Source organism: Salinivibrio sp. AR640, assembly GCF_001995405.1.
GTDB classification, from domain to species: Bacteria; Pseudomonadota; Gammaproteobacteria; order Enterobacterales; family Vibrionaceae; genus Salinivibrio; species Salinivibrio costicola.
On the sequence record NZ_MUFD01000002.1, the window covers coordinates 122,096 to 146,137 of the forward strand.

The 24,042-nt window shown below is 49.2% G+C and carries 20 protein-coding genes and 3 tRNA genes; 14 read left to right on the forward strand and 9 right to left on the reverse strand.

Annotated elements, in window-relative coordinates:
- From hutH to BZG75_RS02130, 10 genes are all read left to right on the forward strand, one after another.
- Positions 1-1,533 (forward strand): histidine ammonia-lyase, encoded by a 1,533-nt coding sequence (hutH, locus tag BZG75_RS02085; RefSeq protein WP_077576019.1) that lies wholly within the window; start codon positions 1-3, stop codon positions 1,531-1,533.
- A 136-nt stretch (positions 1,534-1,669) separates the two neighbouring features.
- A complete protein-coding gene (locus tag BZG75_RS02090) occupies positions 1,670-2,539 on the forward strand; it encodes a fructosamine kinase family protein (protein ID WP_077576020.1) in 870 nt (289 codons plus the stop codon).
- A 35-nt stretch (positions 2,540-2,574) separates the two neighbouring features.
- On the forward strand, positions 2,575-3,228 hold the full coding sequence (gene hxpB / locus BZG75_RS02095) for a hexitol phosphatase HxpB (RefSeq protein ID WP_077576021.1): 654 nt from the start codon (positions 2,575-2,577) through the stop codon (positions 3,226-3,228).
- A gap of 136 nt (positions 3,229-3,364) precedes the next feature.
- The gene (locus BZG75_RS02100; protein ID WP_021023665.1) at positions 3,365-3,568 is read left to right on the forward strand and encodes a CPXCG motif-containing cysteine-rich protein; all 204 of its coding nucleotides are present in this window, start codon (positions 3,365-3,367) and stop codon (positions 3,566-3,568) included.
- 260 nt (positions 3,569-3,828) lie between these two features.
- Positions 3,829-5,199 (forward strand): MATE family efflux transporter, encoded by a 1,371-nt coding sequence (locus tag BZG75_RS02105; RefSeq protein ID WP_021023663.1) that lies wholly within the window; start codon positions 3,829-3,831, stop codon positions 5,197-5,199.
- A gap of 195 nt (positions 5,200-5,394) precedes the next feature.
- The gene (locus tag BZG75_RS02110) at positions 5,395-7,428 is read left to right on the forward strand and encodes a methyl-accepting chemotaxis protein (RefSeq protein ID WP_077576022.1); all 2,034 of its coding nucleotides are present in this window, start codon (positions 5,395-5,397) and stop codon (positions 7,426-7,428) included.
- Between the two features lie 107 nt (positions 7,429-7,535).
- Positions 7,536-8,540: a DUF3080 domain-containing protein gene (locus tag BZG75_RS02115; RefSeq protein WP_077576023.1), complete on the forward strand. Its 1,005-nt coding sequence runs from the start codon at positions 7,536-7,538 to the stop codon at positions 8,538-8,540.
- Positions 8,541-8,687: 147 nt separating this feature from the next.
- Positions 8,688-8,764: transfer RNA gene (locus BZG75_RS02120), tRNA-Val, on the forward strand.
- 64 nt (positions 8,765-8,828) lie between these two features.
- Positions 8,829-8,905, forward strand: a tRNA-Val gene (locus BZG75_RS02125).
- 13 nt (positions 8,906-8,918) lie between these two features.
- Positions 8,919-8,995 (forward strand) — tRNA-Val (locus BZG75_RS02130).
- A 134-nt stretch (positions 8,996-9,129) separates the two neighbouring features.
- On the opposite strand, the gene BZG75_RS02135 is transcribed toward BZG75_RS02130, so the two are convergent.
- The 5 genes from BZG75_RS02135 to BZG75_RS02155 all read right to left on the reverse strand — a co-directional run bounded on the left by BZG75_RS02135 (position 9,130) and on the right by BZG75_RS02155 (position 13,942).
- On the reverse strand, positions 9,130-9,954 hold the full coding sequence (locus BZG75_RS02135) for a Cof-type HAD-IIB family hydrolase (protein ID WP_077576024.1): 825 nt from the start codon (positions 9,952-9,954) through the stop codon (positions 9,130-9,132).
- A gap of 67 nt (positions 9,955-10,021) precedes the next feature.
- Positions 10,022-10,495: an NYN domain-containing protein gene (locus tag BZG75_RS02140; protein ID WP_077576025.1), complete on the reverse strand. Its 474-nt coding sequence runs from the start codon at positions 10,493-10,495 to the stop codon at positions 10,022-10,024.
- A gap of 138 nt (positions 10,496-10,633) precedes the next feature.
- On the reverse strand, positions 10,634-12,382 hold the full coding sequence (locus BZG75_RS02145; RefSeq protein ID WP_077576026.1) for a formate--tetrahydrofolate ligase: 1,749 nt from the start codon (positions 12,380-12,382) through the stop codon (positions 10,634-10,636).
- Positions 12,383-12,861: 479 nt separating this feature from the next.
- Complete coding sequence (locus BZG75_RS02150; RefSeq protein ID WP_077576027.1) at positions 12,862-13,173, reverse strand: hypothetical protein; 312 nt, start codon at positions 13,171-13,173, stop codon at positions 12,862-12,864.
- Between the two features lie 238 nt (positions 13,174-13,411).
- Positions 13,412-13,942, reverse strand: coding sequence for a class I SAM-dependent methyltransferase (locus BZG75_RS02155; protein ID WP_242413568.1), 531 nt, complete (start codon positions 13,940-13,942; stop codon positions 13,412-13,414).
- Between the two features lie 136 nt (positions 13,943-14,078).
- On the opposite strand from BZG75_RS02155, the gene BZG75_RS02160 reads away from it, so the two are divergent.
- Positions 14,079-16,463, forward strand: a complete 2,385-nt coding sequence (locus BZG75_RS02160) for a DEAD/DEAH box helicase family protein (RefSeq protein WP_242413569.1) — start codon at positions 14,079-14,081, stop codon at positions 16,461-16,463.
- 55 nt (positions 16,464-16,518) lie between these two features.
- Entirely contained in the window at positions 16,519-17,853 is a 1,335-nt protein-coding gene (locus tag BZG75_RS02165) for an ABC1 kinase family protein (protein WP_077576030.1), read from the forward strand.
- Positions 17,854-17,891: 38 nt separating this feature from the next.
- On the opposite strand, the gene BZG75_RS02170 is transcribed toward BZG75_RS02165, so the two are convergent.
- Positions 17,892-18,833 carry a Gfo/Idh/MocA family protein gene (locus BZG75_RS02170; RefSeq protein ID WP_077576031.1) on the reverse strand — a complete coding sequence of 314 codons (942 nt, stop codon included), beginning with the start codon at positions 18,831-18,833 and terminating at the stop codon, positions 17,892-17,894.
- Between BZG75_RS02170 and BZG75_RS02175 the strand changes: the two genes are divergently transcribed.
- Positions 18,832-19,299, forward strand: coding sequence for a DUF3392 domain-containing protein (locus BZG75_RS02175; protein WP_241824075.1), 468 nt, complete (start codon positions 18,832-18,834; stop codon positions 19,297-19,299). The genes BZG75_RS02170 and BZG75_RS02175 overlap by 2 nt on opposite strands.
- 140 nt (positions 19,300-19,439) lie before the next feature.
- Positions 19,440-20,711, forward strand: a complete 1,272-nt coding sequence (locus BZG75_RS02180) for a DASH family cryptochrome (RefSeq protein WP_077461161.1) — start codon at positions 19,440-19,442, stop codon at positions 20,709-20,711.
- Between the two features lie 74 nt (positions 20,712-20,785).
- Here the strand turns inward: BZG75_RS02180 and BZG75_RS02185 are convergent, their stop codons facing one another.
- The 3 genes from BZG75_RS02185 to BZG75_RS02195 all read right to left on the reverse strand — a co-directional run bounded on the left by BZG75_RS02185 (position 20,786) and on the right by BZG75_RS02195 (position 24,026).
- Positions 20,786-21,433, reverse strand: a complete 648-nt coding sequence (locus BZG75_RS02185; RefSeq protein WP_077461160.1) for an esterase/lipase family protein — start codon at positions 21,431-21,433, stop codon at positions 20,786-20,788.
- Between the two features lie 80 nt (positions 21,434-21,513).
- Entirely contained in the window at positions 21,514-22,830 is a 1,317-nt protein-coding gene (locus BZG75_RS02190; protein ID WP_077461159.1) for a YjiH family protein, read from the reverse strand.
- A 401-nt stretch (positions 22,831-23,231) separates the two neighbouring features.
- Positions 23,232-24,026, reverse strand: coding sequence for a hypothetical protein (locus BZG75_RS02195; RefSeq protein WP_131825127.1), 795 nt, complete (start codon positions 24,024-24,026; stop codon positions 23,232-23,234).
- Positions 24,027-24,042 lie beyond the last annotated feature (16 nt).

Consider the following 24,042-nt stretch of genomic DNA (forward strand, 5'->3'; position numbering starts at 1 on the left):
ATGACCACACTGACATTACAACCGGGCGAACTCACCCTTTCCCAACTGCGGCAAGTAAGCCGTGAATCTGTACAGATTGCTTTTGCGGATAGCATTGAAGCCACCATGAAAGCCAGTACCGACACCGTCGCCGACATCCTCGCTCAAGACCGCGTCGTATATGGCATTAACACAGGGTTTGGCTTGCTGGCTAATACTCGGATTGAATTAGACGATTTAGAAACCCTGCAACGCTCAATCGTGCTCTCTCATGCCGCTGGTATTGGCGAGTTTATGGATGATGCCACCGTGCGTCTTATGATCGTACTGAAAATAGCCAGCTTGGCGCGCGGCTACTCCGGGATCCGCTTCGAGGTCGTAAAAGCACTGGCAGCGCTGGTTAATCACCAGGTATATCCTTGCATTCCCAAAAAGGGCTCAGTCGGCGCCTCGGGCGATCTTGCACCATTGGCACATATGAGCACAGTACTGCTCGGCGAAGGCCAAGCCCGGTACAAAGGGGAAGTCATTTCTGGAGAGGCTGCACTCAAAATTGCGGGCCTATCGCCCATCACTCTTGGACCAAAAGAAGGACTCGCGCTGCTCAATGGCACGCAGGCTTCTACCGCTTTTGCGCTTGAAGGCTTGTTTGAAGCCGAAGATTTATACGCCGCGGCCACTGTCTGTGGCGCATTATCGGTAGAGGCCGCGCTTGGTAGCCGCCGGCCGTTTGACCCACGGATTCATGCCGTGCGTGGCCATCAAACGCAAATGGATGCCGCTGCCGCTTACCGTCACTTGCTGGGCGAAAGTAGCGACATTGGCAACAGCCATCAAAATTGTGAAAAAGTGCAAGACCCCTACTCATTGCGTTGCCAACCACAAGTGATGGGCGCGTGCTTGCAACAAATTCGCCATGCCGCTGACGTGCTCACCACCGAGGCAAATGCCGTATCTGACAACCCGCTCGTGTTCCCAGACGATGGCGATATTATTTCCGGCGGCAACTTCCACGCCGAGCCGGTCGCGATGGTAGCGGATAACTTAGCCCTCGCAATTGCCGAAATCGGCAGCTTATCAGAACGCCGCATGGCCTTACTGATTGATAGCAACTTGAGTAAACTCCCGCCATTTTTGGTCAACAACGGCGGGGTCAACTCCGGCTTTATGATCGCCCAAGTCACCGCTGCTGCACTGGCAAGCGAAAATAAGACCTTGGCTCACCCGGCATCTATCGATAGCTTGCCCACGTCTGCCAACCAAGAAGATCATGTCTCCATGGCGACTTTCGCTGCGCGTCGCTTGCATGACATGAGTGCCAACACCCGCGGCATTTTGGCCGTTGAGCTACTTTCGGCCAGCCAAGGGATTGATTTTCGCGCGCCCAATAAAACCTCTCAGCGCTTAGAGCAAGCCAAAGCCGAGTTACGCGGCGTGGTGCCGTTTTACGACAAAGACCGCTACTTTGCGCCTGATATCGAAAAGGCCAATGCGCTGGTGCAAACCGGTACCTATAACCGACTAATGCCCTCTGGCTTACTCCCTAGCCTGTAAAGTATTTACCCGCAAAAACGGCTCCTTATGAGCCGTTTTTTATTCAATTTGCCGCCATCTCCACAGAACACTAAAGCTAAAATAGACTAATATGTAGGCAGTTACCTCCCCTCACCTCGATGTAACGGAGTCGCTTATGTGGCATGCACTGTCTCTACATTTATCCGAACAGCTCGATATTGATTTTGAGATCAGAGAAAAAACCGCCATCGGCGGTGGCGACATCCACGACGCCTATTGCATTAGCGATGGGGGCGAGCAGCGCTTTTTCGTTAAAACCAACCAGCGAGAATGTCTGCCCGCGTTTGAGGCCGAGGCCGAAGGCCTGCGCCAACTGGCAATGAGTGAGCACATTCATGTTCCGCGGGTGTATTTTGTCGGGCCGGTAAAAGACAGTGCAGCATTGGTACTCAATTTCCTACCCATTAAATCGCTCGACGATACCCAAGCCTATTTATTCGGTCAGCAACTGGCGCGTCATCACCGCTGGGGGGAGCAAGTCGAATACGGATTCGATGACGATAACTTCATCGGCACCAGCGAACAAAGAAACAGCTGGCACCGCAAGTGGTGTCACTTCTTTGCTGAGCAACGAATTGGCTGGCAACTACAACTAGCAGCGGAAAAATCACTGCATTTGGGCGACATTGATACCATCATTCATGGCGTCAAAGCGCAACTGGCTAACCATCGCCCCAAACCTGCACTCCTCCATGGCGATCTGTGGTCAGGCAATGTCGGTTTATCCGTCAACGGCCCAGTACTATTTGATCCGGCCTGTTATTGGGGCGATCGCGAAGCCGATATCGCCATGACAGAGCTATTCGGCGGTTTCCCGCAAAGCTTTTACAACGGCTACCAGGCTGAATGGCCATTAGACGAGGGTTATCAACAACGAAAAGATATTTATAACCTTTATCATGTGCTCAACCATGTCAATTTATTCGGCGGCCCCTACCTTGCCCAAGCCGAACAATTGCTGACAAAACTCACACTCACGGTGTAGGATGCCAGACACACACACTGAGATAGAGGTTGGCGATGTTATCTGCCGCAATATTTGATATGGATGGCCTATTGGTCGACTCAGAGCCGTTCTGGCAACGGGCGCAAATTGATGTATTGACCGAGCTCGGCGTTTCTATCAGTTTACAAGATACGCGTGATACTACAGGCGTGCGGATTGATGAAATTGTGAAACACTACGCACGTACCCAGCCTTGGCAGGGGCCATCGAATGCTGACGTGCAAGCGCGGATCGTCGCACGCGTGGTTGAGCTGGTTAAAGATGAAAAACCCATGATGCCCGGCGTTAAAGACGCGTTGCAAATTTGCCGTCAAGCTGGCTTAAAAATCGGTCTGGCCTCATCGTCTCCACTGGCTCTAATCCATCCGACATTGGATGCGCTAGGGCTTAGCGACGCATTTGAAATTGTTGAGTCGGCGGGGGATTTAAAATACGGTAAGCCCCACCCCAAAGTGTATCTTAATGCTGCTAACGCCTTGGGCGTCGAGCCCGACGCTTGCGTCGCCTTTGAAGATTCCTTTACCGGCTTACTTGCGGCTAAAGCCGCCTCGATGAAAACCATTGTGGTGCCGGCCGCGCATGAGTGGGAAGATCCTCGCTTTGTGATTGCCGATCAAAAGCTTGCCAGCCTAAAAGCTTTTAGTGCGGATAATCTTTCGTCGCTGTAGCGATCGTCTCCTGGGTGGCATTAAGCGCGTACAGTAGTTAATGCCACCTCTTAGAACAACGTCCATCATTTATCCATCTTACGATCCTCATCTATACTGGCAGTAACCGCTTTGTCATAAAAGAAGGGCTGTGACGATGGATGATATAACTGACCGGCTAGTAAGCTGCCCGCACTGTGGACACCGTATTGATCTCACACTGGATCTCAGTGGCGGCAATCAAGAGTTTTACGAAGATTGTCCCAACTGCTGTAATGCGGTGCACTACAACATGCAAATCGACGAGTTACATAAAACCGTTAACTTATTTGTCGATGCGGATGACGAGCAAATTTTTTAGCCACGCACCCTATAACGCCCACTGAATGCAGCGCCATAAATCAGTGTAACGTTATCACCAAGTGCAAACACAAAGCTAACCGACGCGACTCGTATCAGGGTCGCATTGTCTTGATGGGCTATTCTTTGTGTCATCATTGTTTGCTCTCGTTCGGGATGCAAAATTGACACGGCTTTTGCTTCCTTTTCGCGCCTCCTGGCACGTATAATTGCGCGCAATCGATTCCTCCCTCCCTTTCACTTAAACATGTTGAGGCCAACGTGCAGCAATACCACGATGAAGCAAGAGCCATTATTCGGCTCAGTGTGCCTGTTTTTATTGCCCAAATAGCGCAAACCTCGATGGGGTTTGTCGATACCGTCATGGCGGGCGGATATAGCGCCACCGATATGGCCGCCGTGGCGGTTGCCTCGAGTATATGGATGCCAGCCATCTTGTTTGGGATTGGCCTGCTAATGGCCATGGTCCCTATGATTGCGCAACTTAATGGGGCGAGCAAAGCCACTGCGATCCCGTTTCAATTTCAGCAAGGTCTGTATATGGCATTGCTGTTGAGCATACCCATTGGGCTTATTCTTTATAAAGCCGGTTTTATTATTAATCTCATGGATGTGGAAGCAGCGCTAACTGAAAAAACCATCGGTTACTTACATGCGGTAATCTGGGCGGTACCGGCTTTCTTGGTGTTCCAATCCATTCGTAACTTATGCGAGGGAATGTCGCTCACCATTCCCGCAATGGTCATTGGCTTTATCGGGCTTGCGGCAAACATTCCACTCAACTGGATGTTTGTATACGGCAAACTCGGCGCGCCAGAGCTCGGCGGCGTGGGGTGCGGTGTCGCTACCGCGTTGGTGTATTGGATCATGGCTATCCTTATGGCGTTATATGTGGCAGTGAGCAAAAAACTCAGTGGTCTTCAGCTTTTTGCCTCGCTTTACGCGCCAGCACTCAAAGAGCAAATCCGCCTCTTTCGACTCGGGTTCCCAGTCGCTGCTTCGCTGTTTTTTGAGGTGACCTTATTTGCGGCGATTGCCATTTTAATCGCACCACTTGGCTCTATTACCGTCGCAGCGCACCAAGTGGCCATTAACTTCTCCACCATGATTTTCATGTTACCCATGAGTTTGGGTGTCGCCGTCAGTATTCGTGTCGGCCACCTGCTGGGCAAGCGCACCACCGAGGGAGCAGGCAACTCCGCCAAAATTGGGATTTGGCTGGGGGTGAGCACAGCCGTTATTACCGCGCTACTGACCGTTTGGCTGCGCGATCCAATTATCGCCCTGTATTCCGATAATCCAGACGTGGCAACGTTGGCGTCATCACTGATGTTATTGGCCGCGGTATATCAGATCACCGACGCCATTCAAGTGGTCGCGGCTGGTGCCCTGCGTGGCTACAAAGATATGCGTGCCATTTTCCAGCGCACTCTGATCGCATACTGGGGCTTGGGCTTGCCGCTTGGCTATGTACTCGGAATGACAGATTGGCTCGTCCCAGCCATGGGCGCGCATGGGTTTTGGATAGGCATCATCATTGGCTTATCCAGTGCTGCGGTACTGCTCGGGTTACGCCTACGCTGGCTGCGTCAGCAATCTCCTGAATTCCAACTGGCCATGTCAGAACGCTGAATGCCTTGCCACCCTGTCGGCGCTCGCTGGCAGGGTGACACCGGTCACGCCTTTATTAATTTGATATAAAAAACATATAAAACAGCGTGATAGATCAAACCCAACTGCTACGCACGCACCACTAAACCACGTATAGTTTGTCCTTATTCCCAGACAAAATACGTGGCAACCGGTCACATTATCGTAGAGTTGTTTATGTTTGAATTCCTAAAATCTCGCCCATTATCAGATAAAGCCTCGCCACAATCGCCGAACTCTATGCCTTTTGTTCATTCATTGTGTATGAGTAGCCGCGCTATCAATCAAACCACGCTATCGGCCTTATCTTGCCCTCATGGTAAAACACCCTTGGTACTGGCTTTTATCTCGCCACATTTACCCTTTGAAGCAACAACCCAAAAACTCCAAGCCGCGATGCCTTTTTGCCAAACTCTGATCACCATAATGACAGCCGGCGAACTGGGTGGTGGGCATTCTTCGCTGTATCACACCACAGACGGGCAATGGGATAACATTGTTTTGCAAAGTTATGGCGACAATGTCATTGAATCTGTCAGCGCAGCGACCGTGCCCTTACATTGTGAAGACATTAAACGCGGTACACCGACCTTATCGCCCAAGGCACGAATCGAAAAAATCACACGTTCGTTGCAACAGCTCAGGGTGCCTTTTCCTGTCGACGCCCAAGACACAGTCGCACTCACCTTTTTTGATGGTCTTAGTGGTTCAGAGAACTTCTTTATGCAGGCCCTTTATGCCACCCGCCGTTTCCCTTGCTACTTTATGGGTGGCTCTGCCGGCGGTACCCTGGATTTCAATGCAGCCAAGTTAGCACTCAACGGTAAACTACTCGATAACCATGCCGCGCTAGCTTTTATCAAGTTGGCCCCCGGTATCCGCTATGGCATCATGAATAGCCATAACTTCAAACCGACTCACTTCCACCTCGATATTGCCAAGGGCGATCCTGCGACCCGCGTTGTCACCGATGTATTTGCACCTAACAGCACCGCATTAATCTCTCCGGTACAAGCGTTATGCGATTATTTTAACTGCCAGATTGATCAGCTGGAATCGCACTTAAATGGCTACACGTTTGGCGTAAAAATTGGCGAGCATATTTATATTCGCTCAATCGCTGCGATTGATCACCAACAGGGCGCCCTACACTTTTTTTGTGATCTTGATTTTGGCGATAGCCTGTACCTAATGAAGGCGGAAGATTTCGCTCAAACCACCGCGCAAGATTATCAACGACACCTAAAAGACAAGCCACGCCGTCCTTTTGCTATGCTAGCCAACGACTGTATCTTGCGCCGGGTCAACAATAGCCATTCGTTAGCGCGCGTCACCTGCTTTGATAACATCCCTAGCGTTGGCGGGTTTTCAACCTTTGGTGAGCTATTAGGAGTACATCAAAACCAGACACTGACCGCACTCATGCTTTATAGCGTCGCACCCAACGAGCCTTTTGCTGATGATTTTGCCGATCAATTTGCCATTCACTATGCCGATTACCGTGGCTACAACGCCCAAAAACAAATTAATAGCTTACAAAAACTTTCGGCGCTTCAATCGCACAGCATCGATCGTCTTTCGCGCTACAAATCGCTACTACAATCACTGTTGGACAGTTACAGCGGCGTGGCCGACTACGCCACCGAGAGCGCAGACATTCTCCAAGCTGTCCAACAACAGTTTTCAACACTTGCTAACGAGGTCAAACAACAACACGAGCAAAGCCAAGATCTACAAACCCACACCGACGCCCTGAGTGTGAACGCCAGCCGTATTGAAGAAATTTTAAAAGTGATTGATGGCATTGCCGAGCAAACCAATCTATTGGCATTAAACGCCGCTATAGAGGCCGCACGCGCAGGCGAGCAAGGGCGCGGTTTTGCTGTGGTTGCTGATGAAGTCCGTAACTTATCGCAAAATACGCAAAATAGCCTTAGTACCACTGGAGAGACAGTGAGAAATGTCAACAGCGCCATTGGTCAGATCAGCCATGTGATTGGGCTGACCCTCGAGGTAATGGATAAAGTCCAGTACTCTGCTGATGGGTTAAGCGATGAAGTCACACGACTACTGAGCCTGTCTGAACAAGCGACCGAAAGTATTCAGTCAAGCATTGCTAATATTGAACAAGTACAGCAAGACATGACAGCCATTGATAAGGAGCTTTCTACCATTTTATCGCTCACCCAAAGCCAACAAGTCGCGGAGTAAGCTCTTAACGCATGCACACAGGTAACGTTCAACCAGGCGATCGTTCATCCGATCGCCTGCGTAAATGGTATGATTGATACGTCAAGAGCTTAGCCACGAGATAAACCATGCGCGGACTCAAAACAACCTTACTGCTCGTTACCTTACTCGGATTAGGTGGGTGCCAATCTGACGATCCGGCCAAAGACATGATGGCTGATTATTACCAACGTTTAGGCAATGTGCTTGATGCACCGACGCCCGACTTTACCACTCCAGCGGTGCCGCCGTTGCCACGCAAACGCGATCTAGTCCAGCCACTTGAAGCACTACGAATGGGCGTACTTGATGCCTACGAGCTGCGTCAGTGTGGCTTGTTTAATCTTATCGCCGAGCGCAACTCATCCCTCGGCAAAGTCGCCGATCGCTTTCGTCAACTCGATTACGAACTCAATTTTATTGACACCGCCCAACGGTGTTTACCGCAAGTCAAAGATCCGAGCATTCACACTGAGTTAGAACAGGCACTGGCACTGAAACGCCAACAGCGCGACACCGTAATCTGGAATACTTTGGCTGATAGTGATGCCTGGCGCGGGCAGCTGAGTTTACCAGCCTATACACTCCCCATTGATCTTCCCGCACATAGTAATGCCGTCAGCACCATTGATCAGTTTAGCCATTTACTCAACCACCACCCGGTAGCCAACGAATCGGTCACCGACTGGCAAGAGAGCATTGAAAAGCAACGCATTCTTGGCGCCCTATTTGTTAGCTTGAGCTATCACACCGCTTGGCTTAACCAAACCAGTGCACTGATCGCCAATCACCAAGAAAAAGTCCTGTGTGGCGGCAATTTTGATACGACCCGCCTAGAGCGCCTACAAACCGTGTTTTATAAATTTTACGTCGGCGATGTTCAGCCGTATTTAGCCCGTGTCGATGGCCTTTATCGTGATATTGCGCCAGCGTTGACCCGTTTTGCTACGTTGCAAACACCGGATGCGTTTAGCGCGTATAAAAACGCCTATTGGCAGGGAGAGGCTTACCGCCAATACAAAGACGCAATCAAGCACCATGCAGATGTATGGCAGCAACTTTTTCAACGCTGTGACGTCAAACTGGGGCAATAGCGACGTAGCGAAGCGACTGAAAAAGCGAAAATATCGCCACTTTGATGATCAAATCGCCAAACAAACGCGAATGTACAAAAATATGCGTTGAAGCGCTTGCGCGATAAAGATGAACTCGCTACTATTCACCCCGCTTCCAAGCACTGTGCGTCCGTAGCTCAGCTGGTTAGAGTATCGCCTTGACATGGCGGGGGTCGGTGGTTCGAGTCCACTCGGACGCACCACTTGGCTTGATAGCAAATGGTCAATCGCTTCAACATCGCGGTGGCTGTTCTAAAAAAATGGTATGCGTCTGTAGCTCAGCTGGTTAGAGTATCGCCTTGACATGGCGGGGGTCGGTGGTTCGAGTCCACTCAGACGCACCAAGTTTTGAAATACGCGTCCGTAGCTCAGTTGGTTAGAGTACCGCCTTGACATGGCGGGGGTCGGCAGTTCGAGTCTGCCCGGACGCACCACTTCAATTATCCCCTTCTTTTTTTAGTATCTTGATATATTCCCTTCGACGCATAAAAAATAAACGTCATGTATATGTTTGCGTAGAGATAAAAGGCCTGCTTTCGAACAAGCCTTTTTAAGTTGTATCGTACAATTACGCCACTGAGCTATCCACCGCTAAGACAAACTTTTTGATTGCTTTAGCGACACCGTGGTTATCGTTACTGTCGGTAATATAATCCGCGATTTGCTTGGTTGCTTCCATCGCATTGGCCATGGCAATTCCAAGACCCGCATATTCCAACATCGCATGGTCATTTTCTGCATCGCCCATGCAAATCACTTCATCGGGTTGAATACCTAGATGCGCTGCAATGGCGGCCACCCCCGCCCCTTTATTGCTAGCAGGGTTTAAAAACTCGAGGAAGAAAGGCGCACTTTGCACTACCGTAAATTCCTCGCGTAGCACGGATGGTAACGCACTGATCACTTCGTTTAACTTGCTTGGCTCCGCTACCATCAACACTTTAATAATGGGGTGATCATCGCTTAGAGTCTCGAAATCCATCACGGTGATATCAAGCCCGTTGATGTTGGCCTCAATGTCGGTATACGGATTGAGCGCAGGGGTGATCAATCCGTGCTCGGTGCTAAAGGCATGCACATAGGCACCTAATGCTTCAGCGTGTCGAGCGAGCGCTTTGGCAGCTTTACCGTCTAGCCCCTTTTGCAAGATCACCTCGTCAGTCCCCACGTTTTTCACCATCGAGCCGTTGTAATACAGCACAAAGTCTTTATCTGAATGAATATCCAACTCATCCAGCTTAGGTTGCATGCCTTCAAGCGGACGGCCAGACGCTAATACCACAGTCACGCCTTTCTCACGCGCGCGGGCAATGGCTTGCTTGTTCTCAGCAGATATTGCTTTCTCGCTGTTTAACAAGGTGCCGTCCATATCCAGGGCGATTAATCTGTACATCGTTTACTCACTTCAACATCAACATAAAATCAGAAATTGTCCCAGAACCGCAAACTAAACGCCGTGCCTACAACAACATATCGTCTTCAATCGCGATAAAGCGATCGACGCTATTCACCAAGGAATTAGCCGTTAGGGAAGGCACACCAAGTACCACCGCTTCAGTGTGATAGCGCGCGCGGATTTTGTTCATCAGCAAATCAAAATCTCCGTCGCCGGATAACAGCACCACGGTATCAACCTCGGGTGCGGTTTCCATCACATCAATGGCAATCCCCACATCCCAATCGCCTTTGGTGCTACCATCGGCGCGTTGAATATAAGGTTTGAGCTTCACGGTAAAGCCAATGTGCCGCAGTGCATCTTGAAATTTGATTTGCTGATCATCATCACGACGAATGGCATAAGCATACGCGGTAACCACCTCACCCATTTTGCTCAGCGTGTGCCACAACTGGCGATAGTTAAACTGGCGCCCGTAGGCTTGGCGTGTGGTGTAATAAATATTTTGAACGTCGACAAAAACCGCGATTTTTTTCAAGTCAGGCTCACAGTCGGTGGGAGAATTGAAGCCAGAGAGGATACCACATCAGGCTACCGTGACGACAATCACAAACGTGGCCGCGTCTAGCAAAAACAAAAAAGCCGCTGATAACAGCGGCTCTCGCGAGGGGCACCATTAACTCAACCCAACAATATTACCCTCATCATCGAGGTCAAGTTTCATAAACGCCGGTTTTTCCGGCAATCCGGGCATGGTCATCACATTGCCGCATAAGGCATAGACAAATCCGGCACCGGCACACAATTTCAACTCGCGGATCGGTACATCAAACCCTTGCGGCGCGCCTTTAATCGTGCCATCCGTTGAAATTGACAGCGGCGTTTTCGCCAAACACACAGCTAAATCATCAAGGCCTTGTTGCTTAAATTGTTGCAGCTGCTGCTTAGCAACATCACTGAGCGTGACACTCCCTGCACCGTACCCGACTTCAGCCACGGCCATCAGCTTTTCTTCTAAGCATTGATCGGCTGAATACAAAGGCCTAAAGGTTGAAGGAGCGGCACATTGAGCCATGACTTTCTTTGCCAGTTCACGCGTGCCCTCGCCGCCGTGAGCAAAGCCCTCACTGACGGCAACTTGTACCTGGTTGGGTAACGCCTCGATCATGGCTTTTAATGTCGCAAGCTCAGCATCGCTATCTTGCGGGAAACGGTTGATTGCGACCACCGCCGGCACACCATATTGATTTACATTGTTGATGTGCCACTTCAGGTTTTCAAACCCTGCCACCAATGCTTCATGATCATCCACAAAAAGTGATTCTGGTAGTGGTTGCCCAGGCAAAAAGTTATAGTGCGTTGAGTTGGCCTTTAAGCCACGTAATGTGGCCACAATCACCGCGCAGTCTGGTGCTTTACCGGATGCTTGCGCTTTGATGTTACATGCCTTCTCAAATCCCATGTCTGAGCCAAATCCCCCCTCGGTGACGGTATAATCACCCAGCTTAAGGGCAATGTTATCGGCAATAATCGACGAATTACCATGGGCAATATTGGCAAAGGGGCCGGCATGAATTAGCGTCGGCACGCCCTCTAAGGTTTGCATGAGCGTGGGTTCAATTGCCGCTTTCATGCTTACCGCCATCGCCCCCGCCACTTGCAAATCTTCGGTGGTGATCGGCTCACCGGCATGACTATAAGCCAACACAATGCGGCCAATGCGCTGACGTAAGTCACGAAGATCGCTTGCCAGCGCCAGAATCGCCATTAACTCAGAAGCGGCTGAGATATCAAATCCGCCCTCTCGCTCATAGCCATTAATGGTTTTTCCCGGCTCATTTTTGCCCACAGTAACCATGCGCAAGGCGCGATCGTTATGATCCATCACCCGCTTCCACACCACGCGATTCGGATCGATGTTTAACGCTTTTAGTCCGCTTCGAGCTTCAAAATCGTCATAGCCCAAGCGCTGCTCGTGATAGATGCGCGCGTCAATCGCGGCAGCGGCCAAATTGTGTGCAGCAGTGACGGCATGAATATCACCGGTTAAGTGCAGGTTTAGCTCTTCCATTGGGGCCACTTGTGAATAACCGCCTCCAGCCGCGCCGCCTTTGACCCCAAATACCGGCCCCATCGAAGGTTGACGAATACAAGCGGTCACGGATTGGTTGAGTTTCGCTAACCCTTGCGCCAGGCCGATGGTGGTCACCGTTTTACCCTCGCCCAGCGGCGTTGGGGTAATAGCGGTGACCACGACCAACTTGCCAGTTTGATTAGGCGCGAGGCGCTTCAAACAATTGAGAGAGACTTTGGCTTTGTGGCTGCCTTGGGTTTCAAACTCGGCTTCAAGCAAACCTGCTTGCTTGGCAATGGCAGAAATGGAAGTCAGTGTGGTGTTACGACAGATTTCGACATCAGATAGCATGAAACCCTCTCAATAGAGTATAAAATAATCACGTAAACGTTTGCGTGAAAATGATACCGCTAAAATGACCGTTGTAAAGCGAAAGAATATCACAACTAATAGGCGAATCGAGAAGAGGAATGTTCCTGCTCGTTCCCATGCTCCTGCGAGGGAACAAGTTCAATATTCGCTATCTCAACTTGGGTCGCTGTATTGTTTACTATGAGGGTATTTATTGACACGAAAAATCATTGTTTGAACTTCGGCCGTTCCACCACGTAGGCATATAGCGCGATAAGTGGGAAGATTATTAACGCGAACTCCCCTAACGTGTTCCAAAAGGCATAAGCACCTACCGCTGCGATCAATGCAACGAGGATTAATAACGATCGATCCTTTAGTCGGCGCATGGTTATTGATTCCTTAGCAAGTTGTGGCTGTTTGGTTGGCGTAAAGCGTTATCCGCAAAACCAAGCTCTTGAAAAGCTTTTTTAAGCTCTTCACCACTGCATGACGTCTCTCTTGTTGACGCTCTCAACGCTGAAACCAATAATCGCCCCAGCATAAAAAGAAGCTGTGACACCTGCTACTGTTGTTCCTACGGCTCGACTAGCGACTACGCTAATTGAGACATCAGCAGCTTTAGTCATTAAAGCCGCTTCAATACTCGCTAACGCACCTGACATGGTTATGAAAAGCAGCAAGCTTCCGCATGGTAAATGGTCTCTGACTGCAGTGATCCGCTCGCCAATGTCAGCCGAGGTGATTGCCATGCGTTGACATTCTTGATCGCTTTCAGCAATGGTTTTCACCGCGCTATCCATAATACTTTGCTAGACAGGATAAAATCTAACCCGCTGTTTTACACACAAAAACATTAGGGTTATTGCAAAAGCTGTGATGGGGGTTGGATTGGACGAATCGCTATGCCATTGAGCCGGCTCTGTTGTCTATCGATGCTGTTTAAGCTTACAGCTAAAAAACGCCCAATCGAAGGGCGATTTTCTGGGCAATATATCTTTCTTATATTTTCGGCATCATTCTATGGCATTAAATAGTGGCCTCTTCGGACTTAACCAATATAGCATTGAACCACATCGTTACATTTTGCGGCCGATTATCTGATGTAAGCCAGATTTTTTCTATAGTTAAACCACCAGCATCTCGGATAGTTTGGTCAAAACGCTCTTCATTCATATCCGTAAAGTGACGTTCTCCTTGTTGACGCTCGGAGTCACCGTATTTAAAGCTCACTATAAATTTTCCCTCTTGTGAGAGAAATTGTTTTAGATGATTAAAGGTTGCTGGCAATTTTTTGTACGGGACATGGAGCAAACTTGCGCAGGCCCAGATAGCATCAAAGTGCCTTTGAGTGTTGTACTCCATGAATGTACAACAATGTACAGTCTGCCCAACAAGTTGCGATGCCGCTTCCGACATGGCCTTGCTTGCATCAAATGCCTCAACGTCAAACCCCATTTTTTTAAAATTCAGAGCATCACGTCCAGAACCACAACCGGCATCAAGAATGGCACCTCCAGCTGATAACGATGGAATCACCTGCTGATAGAGATTCCTCATGTCAACCTCTTGAGTTGTAATTATAAAAGTGTCGGCATGCTCGTTATAGTAGTGAATGGAAGATTTAACTGTATTACAGTGTGTCATTATTCGGTCATCCATTTTGATAAGCTCGTCGTTAACAGGAAATAGCTCAGTGCAAGGACAAAAAGTTTCAAGTTTAACTCAACATCCGGATGTTCTCACGATCGGACTGCAGCAGCCCTTATTACCTCAACTACTCCATGCTATCAACCATGCCAGTGAAATAGAAATAACGGTATCCTTTATCCGTCGTAGCGGTCTTAACCTGATTTTCGATGCCCTCCATGAAGCGATTGAACGAGGAGCAAGCCTCAAGATATTGACATCTGACTATCTACACATCACCGATCCAAAAGCACTAGAACAGTTACTCAGTCTGCCCGGGGGCGAGCTAAGAATCTATCAGTGTCAACCTAATGATGGCTTTCATATGAAAGCGTACATTTTTATCTGCAATGAACAAAGAGAGGGTTGCGCCTTCATCGGCTCAAATAACCTCAGTCAACAAGCATTGACTAGCGCCCATGAGTGGGCCTTACGCTATGATCTCATTGCGGACAACAACGATAGTCAAAATCAGTTTTACCGTATACGTGAGGCATTTGATCATATTTTCCATCACCATCAAACCGCCGAGCTCACATTTGAATGGGTGCAACAATATATTGCACGACGAGAACCGCCTCAAATTACTCACTTTTTTCCTTCAGAGAAAAAGGACGCTTTTTATCCAAGACCAGACCAAGAAGTCGCTTTAAAGGCTTTGGCTGACACTAGACAGCAGGGGTATCTTCGGGGTTTGGTTGTCTTAGCGACAGGAATGGGCAAAACGTGGCTGAGTGCTTTTGATGCGCAGCAAATACAGGCTAAACGCGTCTTATTTGTTGCTCATCGGGAGGAAATTTTAAGACAGGCTCAAGATACCTTTTCTCAGCTACTCCCCCACTACAGCACGGGACTTTACGCCAGCAAAGTACGTCAGGAAAATGCTGACTGTTTATTCGCATCCATTCAGACCATCGGGAAACAAGAACATCTAGCTCAGTTTGAACCGCATCATTTTGATTACGTTGTAGTCGATGAGTTTCACCATGCGAGCGCACCAATCTACCGCGCCTTACTCGATTACTTCAGGCCTCAATTTATGCTTGGCCTTACCGCAACACCGGAGCGAAGTGATCAAGCCGATATCCTGAGCCTGTGTGATAACAACCTTGTATTTGAGCGTAATCTGGTTCATGGCATAGATAGTGGCGCTTTGGTGCCTTTTTACTACTATGGGATCTGGGATGGGTATGTCGATTACACCTCGATTCCTTGGCGTAATGGTAAGTTTGATCCGGAAGCTTTGGAATATCAGTTTGCCAGTCAAAATCGAGCAAAACATGCTTTTGAAACCTGGAAGAAGTACACTCAGGAACGTACTCTAGCATTCTGTATCTCCACCAAGCACGCCGATTATATGGCAGCTTATTTTAATCGTCATGGCGTCACATCTGCCGCCGTTCATAGCAAATCACATTTGCGCCGAAATCAAGCACTATCCATGCTAAAAGATGGACAACTGAAAGTCTTGTTCACCGTTGACCTGTTTAATGAAGGGGTTGATTTACCTGGCATTGACACTGTAATGATGTTGCGCCCCAGCGAGTCTAAGATTATTTTTCTGCAGCAACTAGGTCGTGGCTTACGATTAGCAGATAATAAAACTCACCTGGTTGTTATGGACTTTATCGGTAACCATCACAGCTTCCTATTGAAGCCTATGGCTTTACTCGGAACCTCAAATATCCGGGAAGCCATTAAGAAGATTAAATCACCTGAACTTCCGAAAGGCTGTTATACCAACTTCGACCTTGAAGTGACCGATTTCTGGCATAAATTAGCAGAACAACAGCGCACTACAGCCTTACAAGACTTGCTTTACCTGGAACAAAAACTGGGACATAGACCGACCGCAGCAGAATTTTATCATGAGTACGAAAGCCTTAAGAAGGCAGATAAGCAGCACGGTAGCTGGTTTGAACTGGTGGCTGCTCACGAGAAAGATGACAAAGAAACGCAGAAGCTAATCCCATATTTTGAATTTCTGCGACAGGGCGTGCAAAAAACAAGCATGACCAAATGCTTTAAAGCGATAACATTGCAGGCTTTTATAGCACTCGATGGCCTAAGTACGCCCCCAAGCCTGAGACAATTAGCAGAAAAAAGCCGGTCTCTGTTGCAGCATTACCCTCACCTTGCTGAGCGCGACATCCTTGCGAAAGTGAAAGAAGAGCCTGCAAATTCTGCCGCTTGGTTAGCTTATTGGAAAAATAATCCGATAGCTGCTTTTACCAAGGAGACGAAAACTTCACCAGCATGGTTTCGAATCGAAAAGGATCACTTTGTACTCAGCCATCCAGTTAGACAGGAAGATACTGAAGTACTGAGTCACGCGATAGTAGAACTTGTTGACTACTTACTGACGGCTTATAGCGAGCGTAGAAAGCAGTAACCCCCAACCAAACCATTCCTCGGTTTATACCGTACATTTAGTGGGTGATAAGGAGATGGTTATGAAAAGCAGCAAGGTTCCGCATGGTAAATGGTCTCGTTTTGGGGCGTTGGCTTCAATAGCCGGGCGGGTGGCGTCGAATGTCGCGTGGGAAGGCACGAAGCAGTTTGCGCAGGGTAATCGGCCAAGTCGTAAAGATTTGGTGATGTCGCCGGCCAATATTGCTCACGTGGCCGATAAATTGGCAGATTTACGCGGCGCGGCGATGAAGGTGGGTCAACTGTTGTCGATGGATGCGGGCGATTTGATCCCGCCAGAGCTCAGCGATCTGCTCGCGCGATTGCGTAATCATGCCACGCCCATGCCGCCAGCACAGCTTAAAGCCGTGCTTAACGAACAATGGGGCGACAATTGGCAAGCAGAATTTACCCATTTTCGCTTCTCTCCCATCGCGTCAGCTTCCATTGGTCAAGTGCACGAAGCGTATACCGATGCCGGTGACAAAGTGGCAGTGAAAGTACAATATCCACGCATCAAAGACAGCATTGATAGCGATGTCGACAATGTCATCACTCTGCTGCGTTTGAGTGGCCTTATCCCCAAAGAGGCGAACTACCAAGCTTTGCTCGATGAAGCCAAGCAACAGTTGCATGACGAAGCCGATTACCTGAAAGAAGCGCAGTCGCTTATCCGGTTTGGTACCCATTTAACAGACGCTGACGGCTTAGTGGTGCCTAAGGTACACTCAGCTCTTACCTCGGATCGCATTCTAACCATGAGTTATATGGCAGGTGAACCCATTGAGCAGCTTGACCGTGCTTCAGAAGCGGTACGCCAGCGGGTGGTAAGTCGTTTGTTCCAATTGCTGTTTGAAGAGGTGTTTATGTTTGGGGAGGTGCAAACCGATCCGAACTTCGCTAACTACTTGTATCAGCCAGACACGGGCCGCGTGGTATTGCTCGATTTTGGCGCCACGCGTCAGTATGCACCGACGTTTACCGATGGCTATCGCAAGCTGTTTTTGGCGGCGATAAAAAAAGATAATGCAGGGATTGAAGCGGCGCTAACTCAGATTGGCTTTTTTGCTGAGCATATTTTACCCGAGCAAAAGGCCAGCGTGCTTGAGCTGGTGAACACCGCTTGTGAGCCCATTGCTACCGATTCGCCATTTGCGTTTGGGCAAGCAGACTTAGCCACGCGCTTACGTAATCGCGGCGTCGCCTTGAGTATGGAGCAAGGCTATTGGCATACGCCGCCGGCCGATGCGTTGTTTTTGCATCGTAAAATTGCGGGCTTGTATTTACTGGCCGCGAAGTTAGATGTCACCTTAAATGTGCGTGCATTGTTAATGCCCTATTTAACCGGCGAGCCACAGACTGAGACAGCGTAAGTTTAATCCCGCTGCGCGATGGGAACGGCATGTTCGATTTAGTCACTATCGCGCAATGCGTCGCAGTACACGACAAGATCGTCTGCGGTCCAATGGGTTGAGACGTTACGCTGAGTCAGTGAGGTTTCAACCCAGCCTGCGCTGACCACCTCAAACCAGTGAGTTAGCATTGCCTCAAATCCTTTGCTCGCCTGCATACCGGTCCAATCTGGGAGGCTAAGTTGAGTGATCACATTGTCTTGCATGCGTTCGCCTCGGGTAAAGCCATCAAAGAAATAGCATTCATTACGATACGCAGCGGCAATGGTTTCTTTGGTGGCACCGTATTGGCGATTCATGCTGGCTTCAAACAAGCTATTATCACGGTGCCAGCGCACATCTAACCGGCCGAGTAACCCTTCACCAAATTGCGCGAACACGTCTAAATCATCAATACTCATATCGCCATGTACATTAATACTGTCGAGCGGATGAATAAAGTCATCAAAAATAAAGCGGCGTGGTGCATCAGGCAGCGCATGGCGGTGTTTTTCCCAGCGCAACGATAACAACGGTGTACCTAACTCATCTTCGGGACGCTGATCGTTCAGATGGGTGTTTAACAGTGGCAAATAACGGCGATTAAACCCGACAAATAACGGCGTTTGGTGTTGCTCAGCCAAGTTAAATAAGGTTTCAACGTCTGCGCCTGAAGGGGCAACGGGTTTATCAACAAATACCGGCACGCCAGCTTCGAGGCAGGGACGAATCAAGGCCGCATGCGAGTCGGTCGCGCTATGGATCATCACCCCATCCACACCAAGCCCCAAGCATTCATGGATGTCGGTGGCCGTGTTCGTCACCCGATATTGATGTGCGAGCGCAGCCAACTTTTGGCTATCACGGCTACACAAGACCCAATCTAATCCTGGCCAGTTGGCCAATAAGGGTAGATACGCTTTCTGGGCAATGTCGCCAAGCCCGATCGATGCGATCTTCATGCTTTCTCCTTACGTCGTGCGCGCCAGCTGTAGCCCAACCGGATGCGGCCCAACCGAGTGCCGCCTCAGTCAGCGCTGGAAGTCGCCAGCAGAAATCAGTAACCTAGCCGCATTCTACACAGTGTTTATCATTATGAATATTTTAATCTCTTGGCTCTCTCAGGCCGGTGCGTGGTTAACGCCTTGGCTAAATGATATTGCGATGGCTATTGTCGCGTCGCTTTTGGTGGTGTTTGGTAATGACATTAACCGTACCCTACGCCGTTTATTAACCGGACACCATTTTATTGTTCGTACTCTGGTATTTGTGGCAATCAATGCTTTTGGTTACGGCGCTTTCATTATAGCGGTGTCGCCGTGGCTTGCGGGTAAAATGCGTGGATGGCCTGATCATTGGCTGTTTGCCGGCTTAGTGGCGACCTTTATCTTTATCGGGATGTGGGCGCAGCGTCAGCGCCAAATCTAACCGCCCGATAGCCCAGCCCCCTTCCCTGCGATGCCCGATCATCCACTTTATCGTATGGCTGTTTAATTACTAAGCAGCCATACTGTGTAAGCAATCCGATACTGGTATCACAGCGTATTGGTGACAAAAAGGAGATTGGTATGCAACGTGGACTCATGTGGTTTCGCCACGACCTTCGAATACACGACAATCCTGCGCTCGCTAATTTGGCCTCAAGCTGTGACACGCTGACCTGTGTGTTTGTGATTGATCCGAGCTGGTCACGTGCAGATCATTTTCAAAGCAAGCATTTGGGCCCTCAGCGCGAGGCATTTTTGTGGCAAAGCTTAACGGAGCTGCACCGCGCCTTAGATGCCATGGGGCAAAAGCTGATTATTCGTACGGGCAACCCGCTGGAAGTGGTGGCGAACCTTTGTATGGATCATGAGTTTGATCTGATTGGCGTCACCGACCATCCTGGTACGCGTGAGCGCCATCAGGTAGACACCTTAGTCAGCCGCTTTCCGCAGCGGGTGGTGGTGTCCGATGCGCATACGCTGTTTACACAACACCAGTTGCCGTTTGATTTACCTGATATCCCGCCAACGTTTACGCAGTTTCGTAAAGCGGTCGAAAAGAAAGGGATCCAACCGCGATTACCCTTGCCGGTGCCTGAGTCATTACCGGCGCCCTTGGCTGGCATGACATCTGAGCCGGCACCACTGTCCGACCGTCGCATTTCCCCGTATCAAGGCGGTGAAATTGCCGGCCGCGCCCAATTGAATCATTTCTTATGGGATACGCACCGGGTCCAGCGTTATAAAGAAACGCGTAATGGTCTTGATGGGTGGGCGTTTTCTTCGCGTTTATCGGCTTGGCTGGCCAACGGCTGCTTGTCGGTACGTTGGGCGGCAGCGGAGTTAAACCGCTATGAGCGCAATGTCGAGCAGAATGAATCGACCTATTGGTTGTATTTTGAGTTGTTATGGCGCGAATATTTTCAGTGGATGCTGTATCACTACGGTGCGCGCTTTTTCCGCTTTAAAGGTATCGCCAATAAACGTCCTCTAACCACGTTTTATGCTGAAGCCTTTATGGCATGGCGCGAAGGCAGTACCGATTTCCCGATTGTGAATGCCGCCATGCGTCAGTTAAAACACACTGGGTGGATCTCTAACCGTAGTCGCCAGTTAGTCGCCAGCTGTTTAATTCACGAGCTTGGGATCGATTGGCGTTATGGCGCGGCGTATTTTGAGCAGCAGCTGATTGATTTTGATGTGGCGGCCAACTATGGCAATTGGCAATATTTGGCGGGTGTAGGGGCTGATCCCCGCGGCAGCCGCCGATTTAATCTCGACAAGCAAGCCGCGCAATACGATCCTGATGGCAGCTTTGTCGCCAAATGGCTAACCAATGAAGAGCCCTTGTATTGATGGTGAGGATAATCCGATACTACTCACTTATCTACCAAGTTACCCATTCATCTACCCAGTAAAACGTCGTTCGCTTAGTCCCTCGGCTCGCCGGCTTTTTCGCAGGCGGGTCGATAGCTCTCAATAATCGCGCTCACTTTATCGCTCACCCGGCGTGAGAATAGTAAGGCAATGTGGGTAACCGGGTACACATCGTGGCTAGTCATGCCTTCGATTTTTGTTTCTTCGACCAACACGGTGCCATCACAGACTTGTTTTTTTAACAGCATAGCCGCGGGGCCGAAGGGACAATCTCCGGCGAGGCTGTGTAACGGTGGCAAGTCGACCCAAGGGGTAACGGTATCTGGGATCAACAGGTGCTCACTACGTTGAAATAACCAGCCGCCCCACCCAAGGTCACCAAATAAACGAGCAAGTTGGGCACCTTGGTGCGGAGTCCCTAAGGTGATCACCGCACGAACGTTTATCGTGCCCGACGAGAGGCGCTCGGTTTGACGCTCAAGGTAGCGTCGAATAATCAGCCCACCCATTGAGTGACCAATAAGAATGGCGGGCGCTTGGCCAATAAACGCATCAATTTTAGCGTTTATCTCATCGAAGTCTGGGTTCAAGGTGTTATACGAAAGGTTCAGCACCTGATGGCCCTGTTTTTCCAGCCGCTCACACAGGGGGATCAAAAAGATGCCGTGCATGTATAAGCCGTGCAATGTCACAATTTTCATCCCGTCTCCCTTTTTAAAAAAAACGCCTCACCCTTCATCGAGTGAGACGTCATTGTGTTTTACTCGCGCGCTATCATCCGTTAGAAAATCAAATGGGCGATACCTGCAACAACGGGAAGCGTCACCAGGGTACGCAAAATAAAGATCACAAACAGCTCCCACAGTTTTACTGGAATCTTACTGCCGAGCAAGAGTGCACCTACTTCGGAGATATAAATCAGCTGAGTGACCGACACGGTTGCAATCACAAAGCGGGTCATTTCGCTTTCAATGTCTGCCGCAAGAATAGCCGGGATAAACATATCAGCAAAACCGATCACCATGGTCTCGGACGCCTTCACCGCATCAGGAATGTGCAGCAATTCAAGCAGTGGTACAAAAGGTGCGCCAAGAATACTAAAGACCTCGGTATATTCTGCGACCATCAGTGCCGCGGTTCCGATTGCCATCACCACAGGCAAGACACCGAGTACCATGTCGACAGCGTTTTGGGCGCCCTCTTTGAGCACGCTGTTCACCGAGCGGATTTTCTCGGCACGGTTGAGGGCACAATGCAGGCCATAGCTTAACGTAGAATACCCTTCTGGTAATGTTTCCTCGTCACCTTGTCGCTCTGAGTTATCGATTAACGCATCTTTTTTCCAGCATAAAGGAGGCAAACGTGGCACCACTATTGCCGCCGCAATCCCTGCTAAACATACAGTGAGATAGAACCAGGTAAACATATGCATCAAATTAACTTGTGCAATCACCACTAAGCTAAAACTGATCGATACCGCTGAGAAGGTAGTGCCGACAACCGCCGCTTCTCGCTGGGTGTAAAAGCCCTGCTCATACTGTTTACTGGTCATCAAAATGCCGACACTACCGTCGCCCAACCAAGACGCCGCACAATCAACGGCCGAGCGCCCCGGCAAACCAAACAGTGGGCGCATGACTTTGGTGAACACCGCGCCCAACAACTCCAATAAACCAAAGCTGGTTAGCAGTGGTAACAATAAACCGGCAAAAATGAATACCGAAAGCAAGGTAGGCAGCAATTCATTAAGCACAAACGCCCCGGTGGTTTCGCCCATGATCACTGGCGTACCGATCCCATAAAACGCCATGATGACAAAAACAGCGCCAAATATACGAGTTGCCAACCAAATGGGGGTTACGTTGAATAAGCCATTAAGGAAGCCATGACGTGTGATCACGGCAGGTTTGGTCAAGGTAACCAATACTGAAACAACGGCACTCAACACCACTAAGGCAGTGACGACCGCGGTTGCACTATTACCTAACAAGTCCAACACAGTGCTGGCCATCACCGCAATAGGGATAGTGACACTGTCGCCGAAAGTAATGGGTGTCATGAAAAACAGCAACCCAAGCAGCGATGGGATCGCGAACATCAGAATATTTCTCGTCGAAGGTGCCTTCTTGGAGAGTGTGTCAGTTTTTTGCATACGTCTGAATCCTGAATTTTTATTTATCTCACAGCGAAAACCAACCACTTTGGCGATTAATTATTCACTCACTGTGACTGACTGGCATGCAGATTATCGAATCACACATAGGATGTAAATAACTATTTAGTCATAAATACTGAATAAATACATCGTAAAAGTCGATTCGCCATGCCATTTTCTGGTTTCATAGTTCAACAAACTCTCTTTTGTGAAAAGTTTGTTACACCGTTTTATTGACCAAGATCAGATTCTGTTACTCATTTGTAGGGTATGAGATGGGTTAGCTCACAGAATAAGCCTAAATATAATCAACCGATAAGGCGCAAACTTGCCTTCAATGCCTGTTAACCAATTTTAAAGTCAATACGGGCATATTCTTTGATCAACCAATCACCAAAGTCATTGAGGAGGGTCATAACAGCACGTTTTTTTACAGGTTTGCGTTCTAGTAGTATAAAAAGTCGCTCAATTGCGGTTTTCTGGGCAGGATAATGTTTGATAAATGCGTCGGCACACTCTTCTAATGACTCACTCCAACGTGATTCTTTATGCATAACTAACCCAAATGCGGCGCGTATTAAAGTATCGGCGATCGATTGTGCGACGTTGAGCTGGATATTCCAAGTTGTCGCGGCGGTCACATTTTGCTTGGCGCGCGCAAGCTTTTCCGATACGTCTGGATTCATGGCTTTTGCCACTTCCCAACTGGCTTCGAACAAGCCAAAACTAAGAGAGAGATCTTGTCCATACAGGCAAATCGCTCTGTGCTTAAAAAAGAAGCCCCAATGGAAGACTTGCGACAGATCGCTAACATGTGACACTGTCACTATATCGATATGGCAATCACTGATCACTTTGCTATGGCTGGTTTTCAATCGCCACAACAAGGTATTTAACGCATTAGATTGATCAAGCGTTAACGCCTGTTGGCACACAACGGTCAGTGATAACACCGTTTCTTTGACGACCGCACGGCGCCAGACAATATCGCCACTGATATACACACCGTGAAGCCGCTTGCCAAGCAGAGCACGCAGCTGTTTCACCGCTTTGATCATCACGGGAATAAATTCAGATTGGAATGGCGCACGCCGATCGGGCTCGGGTAAATACGCGGTTCGAGATTGCAACTGAGTCACGACTTTTACACACGGT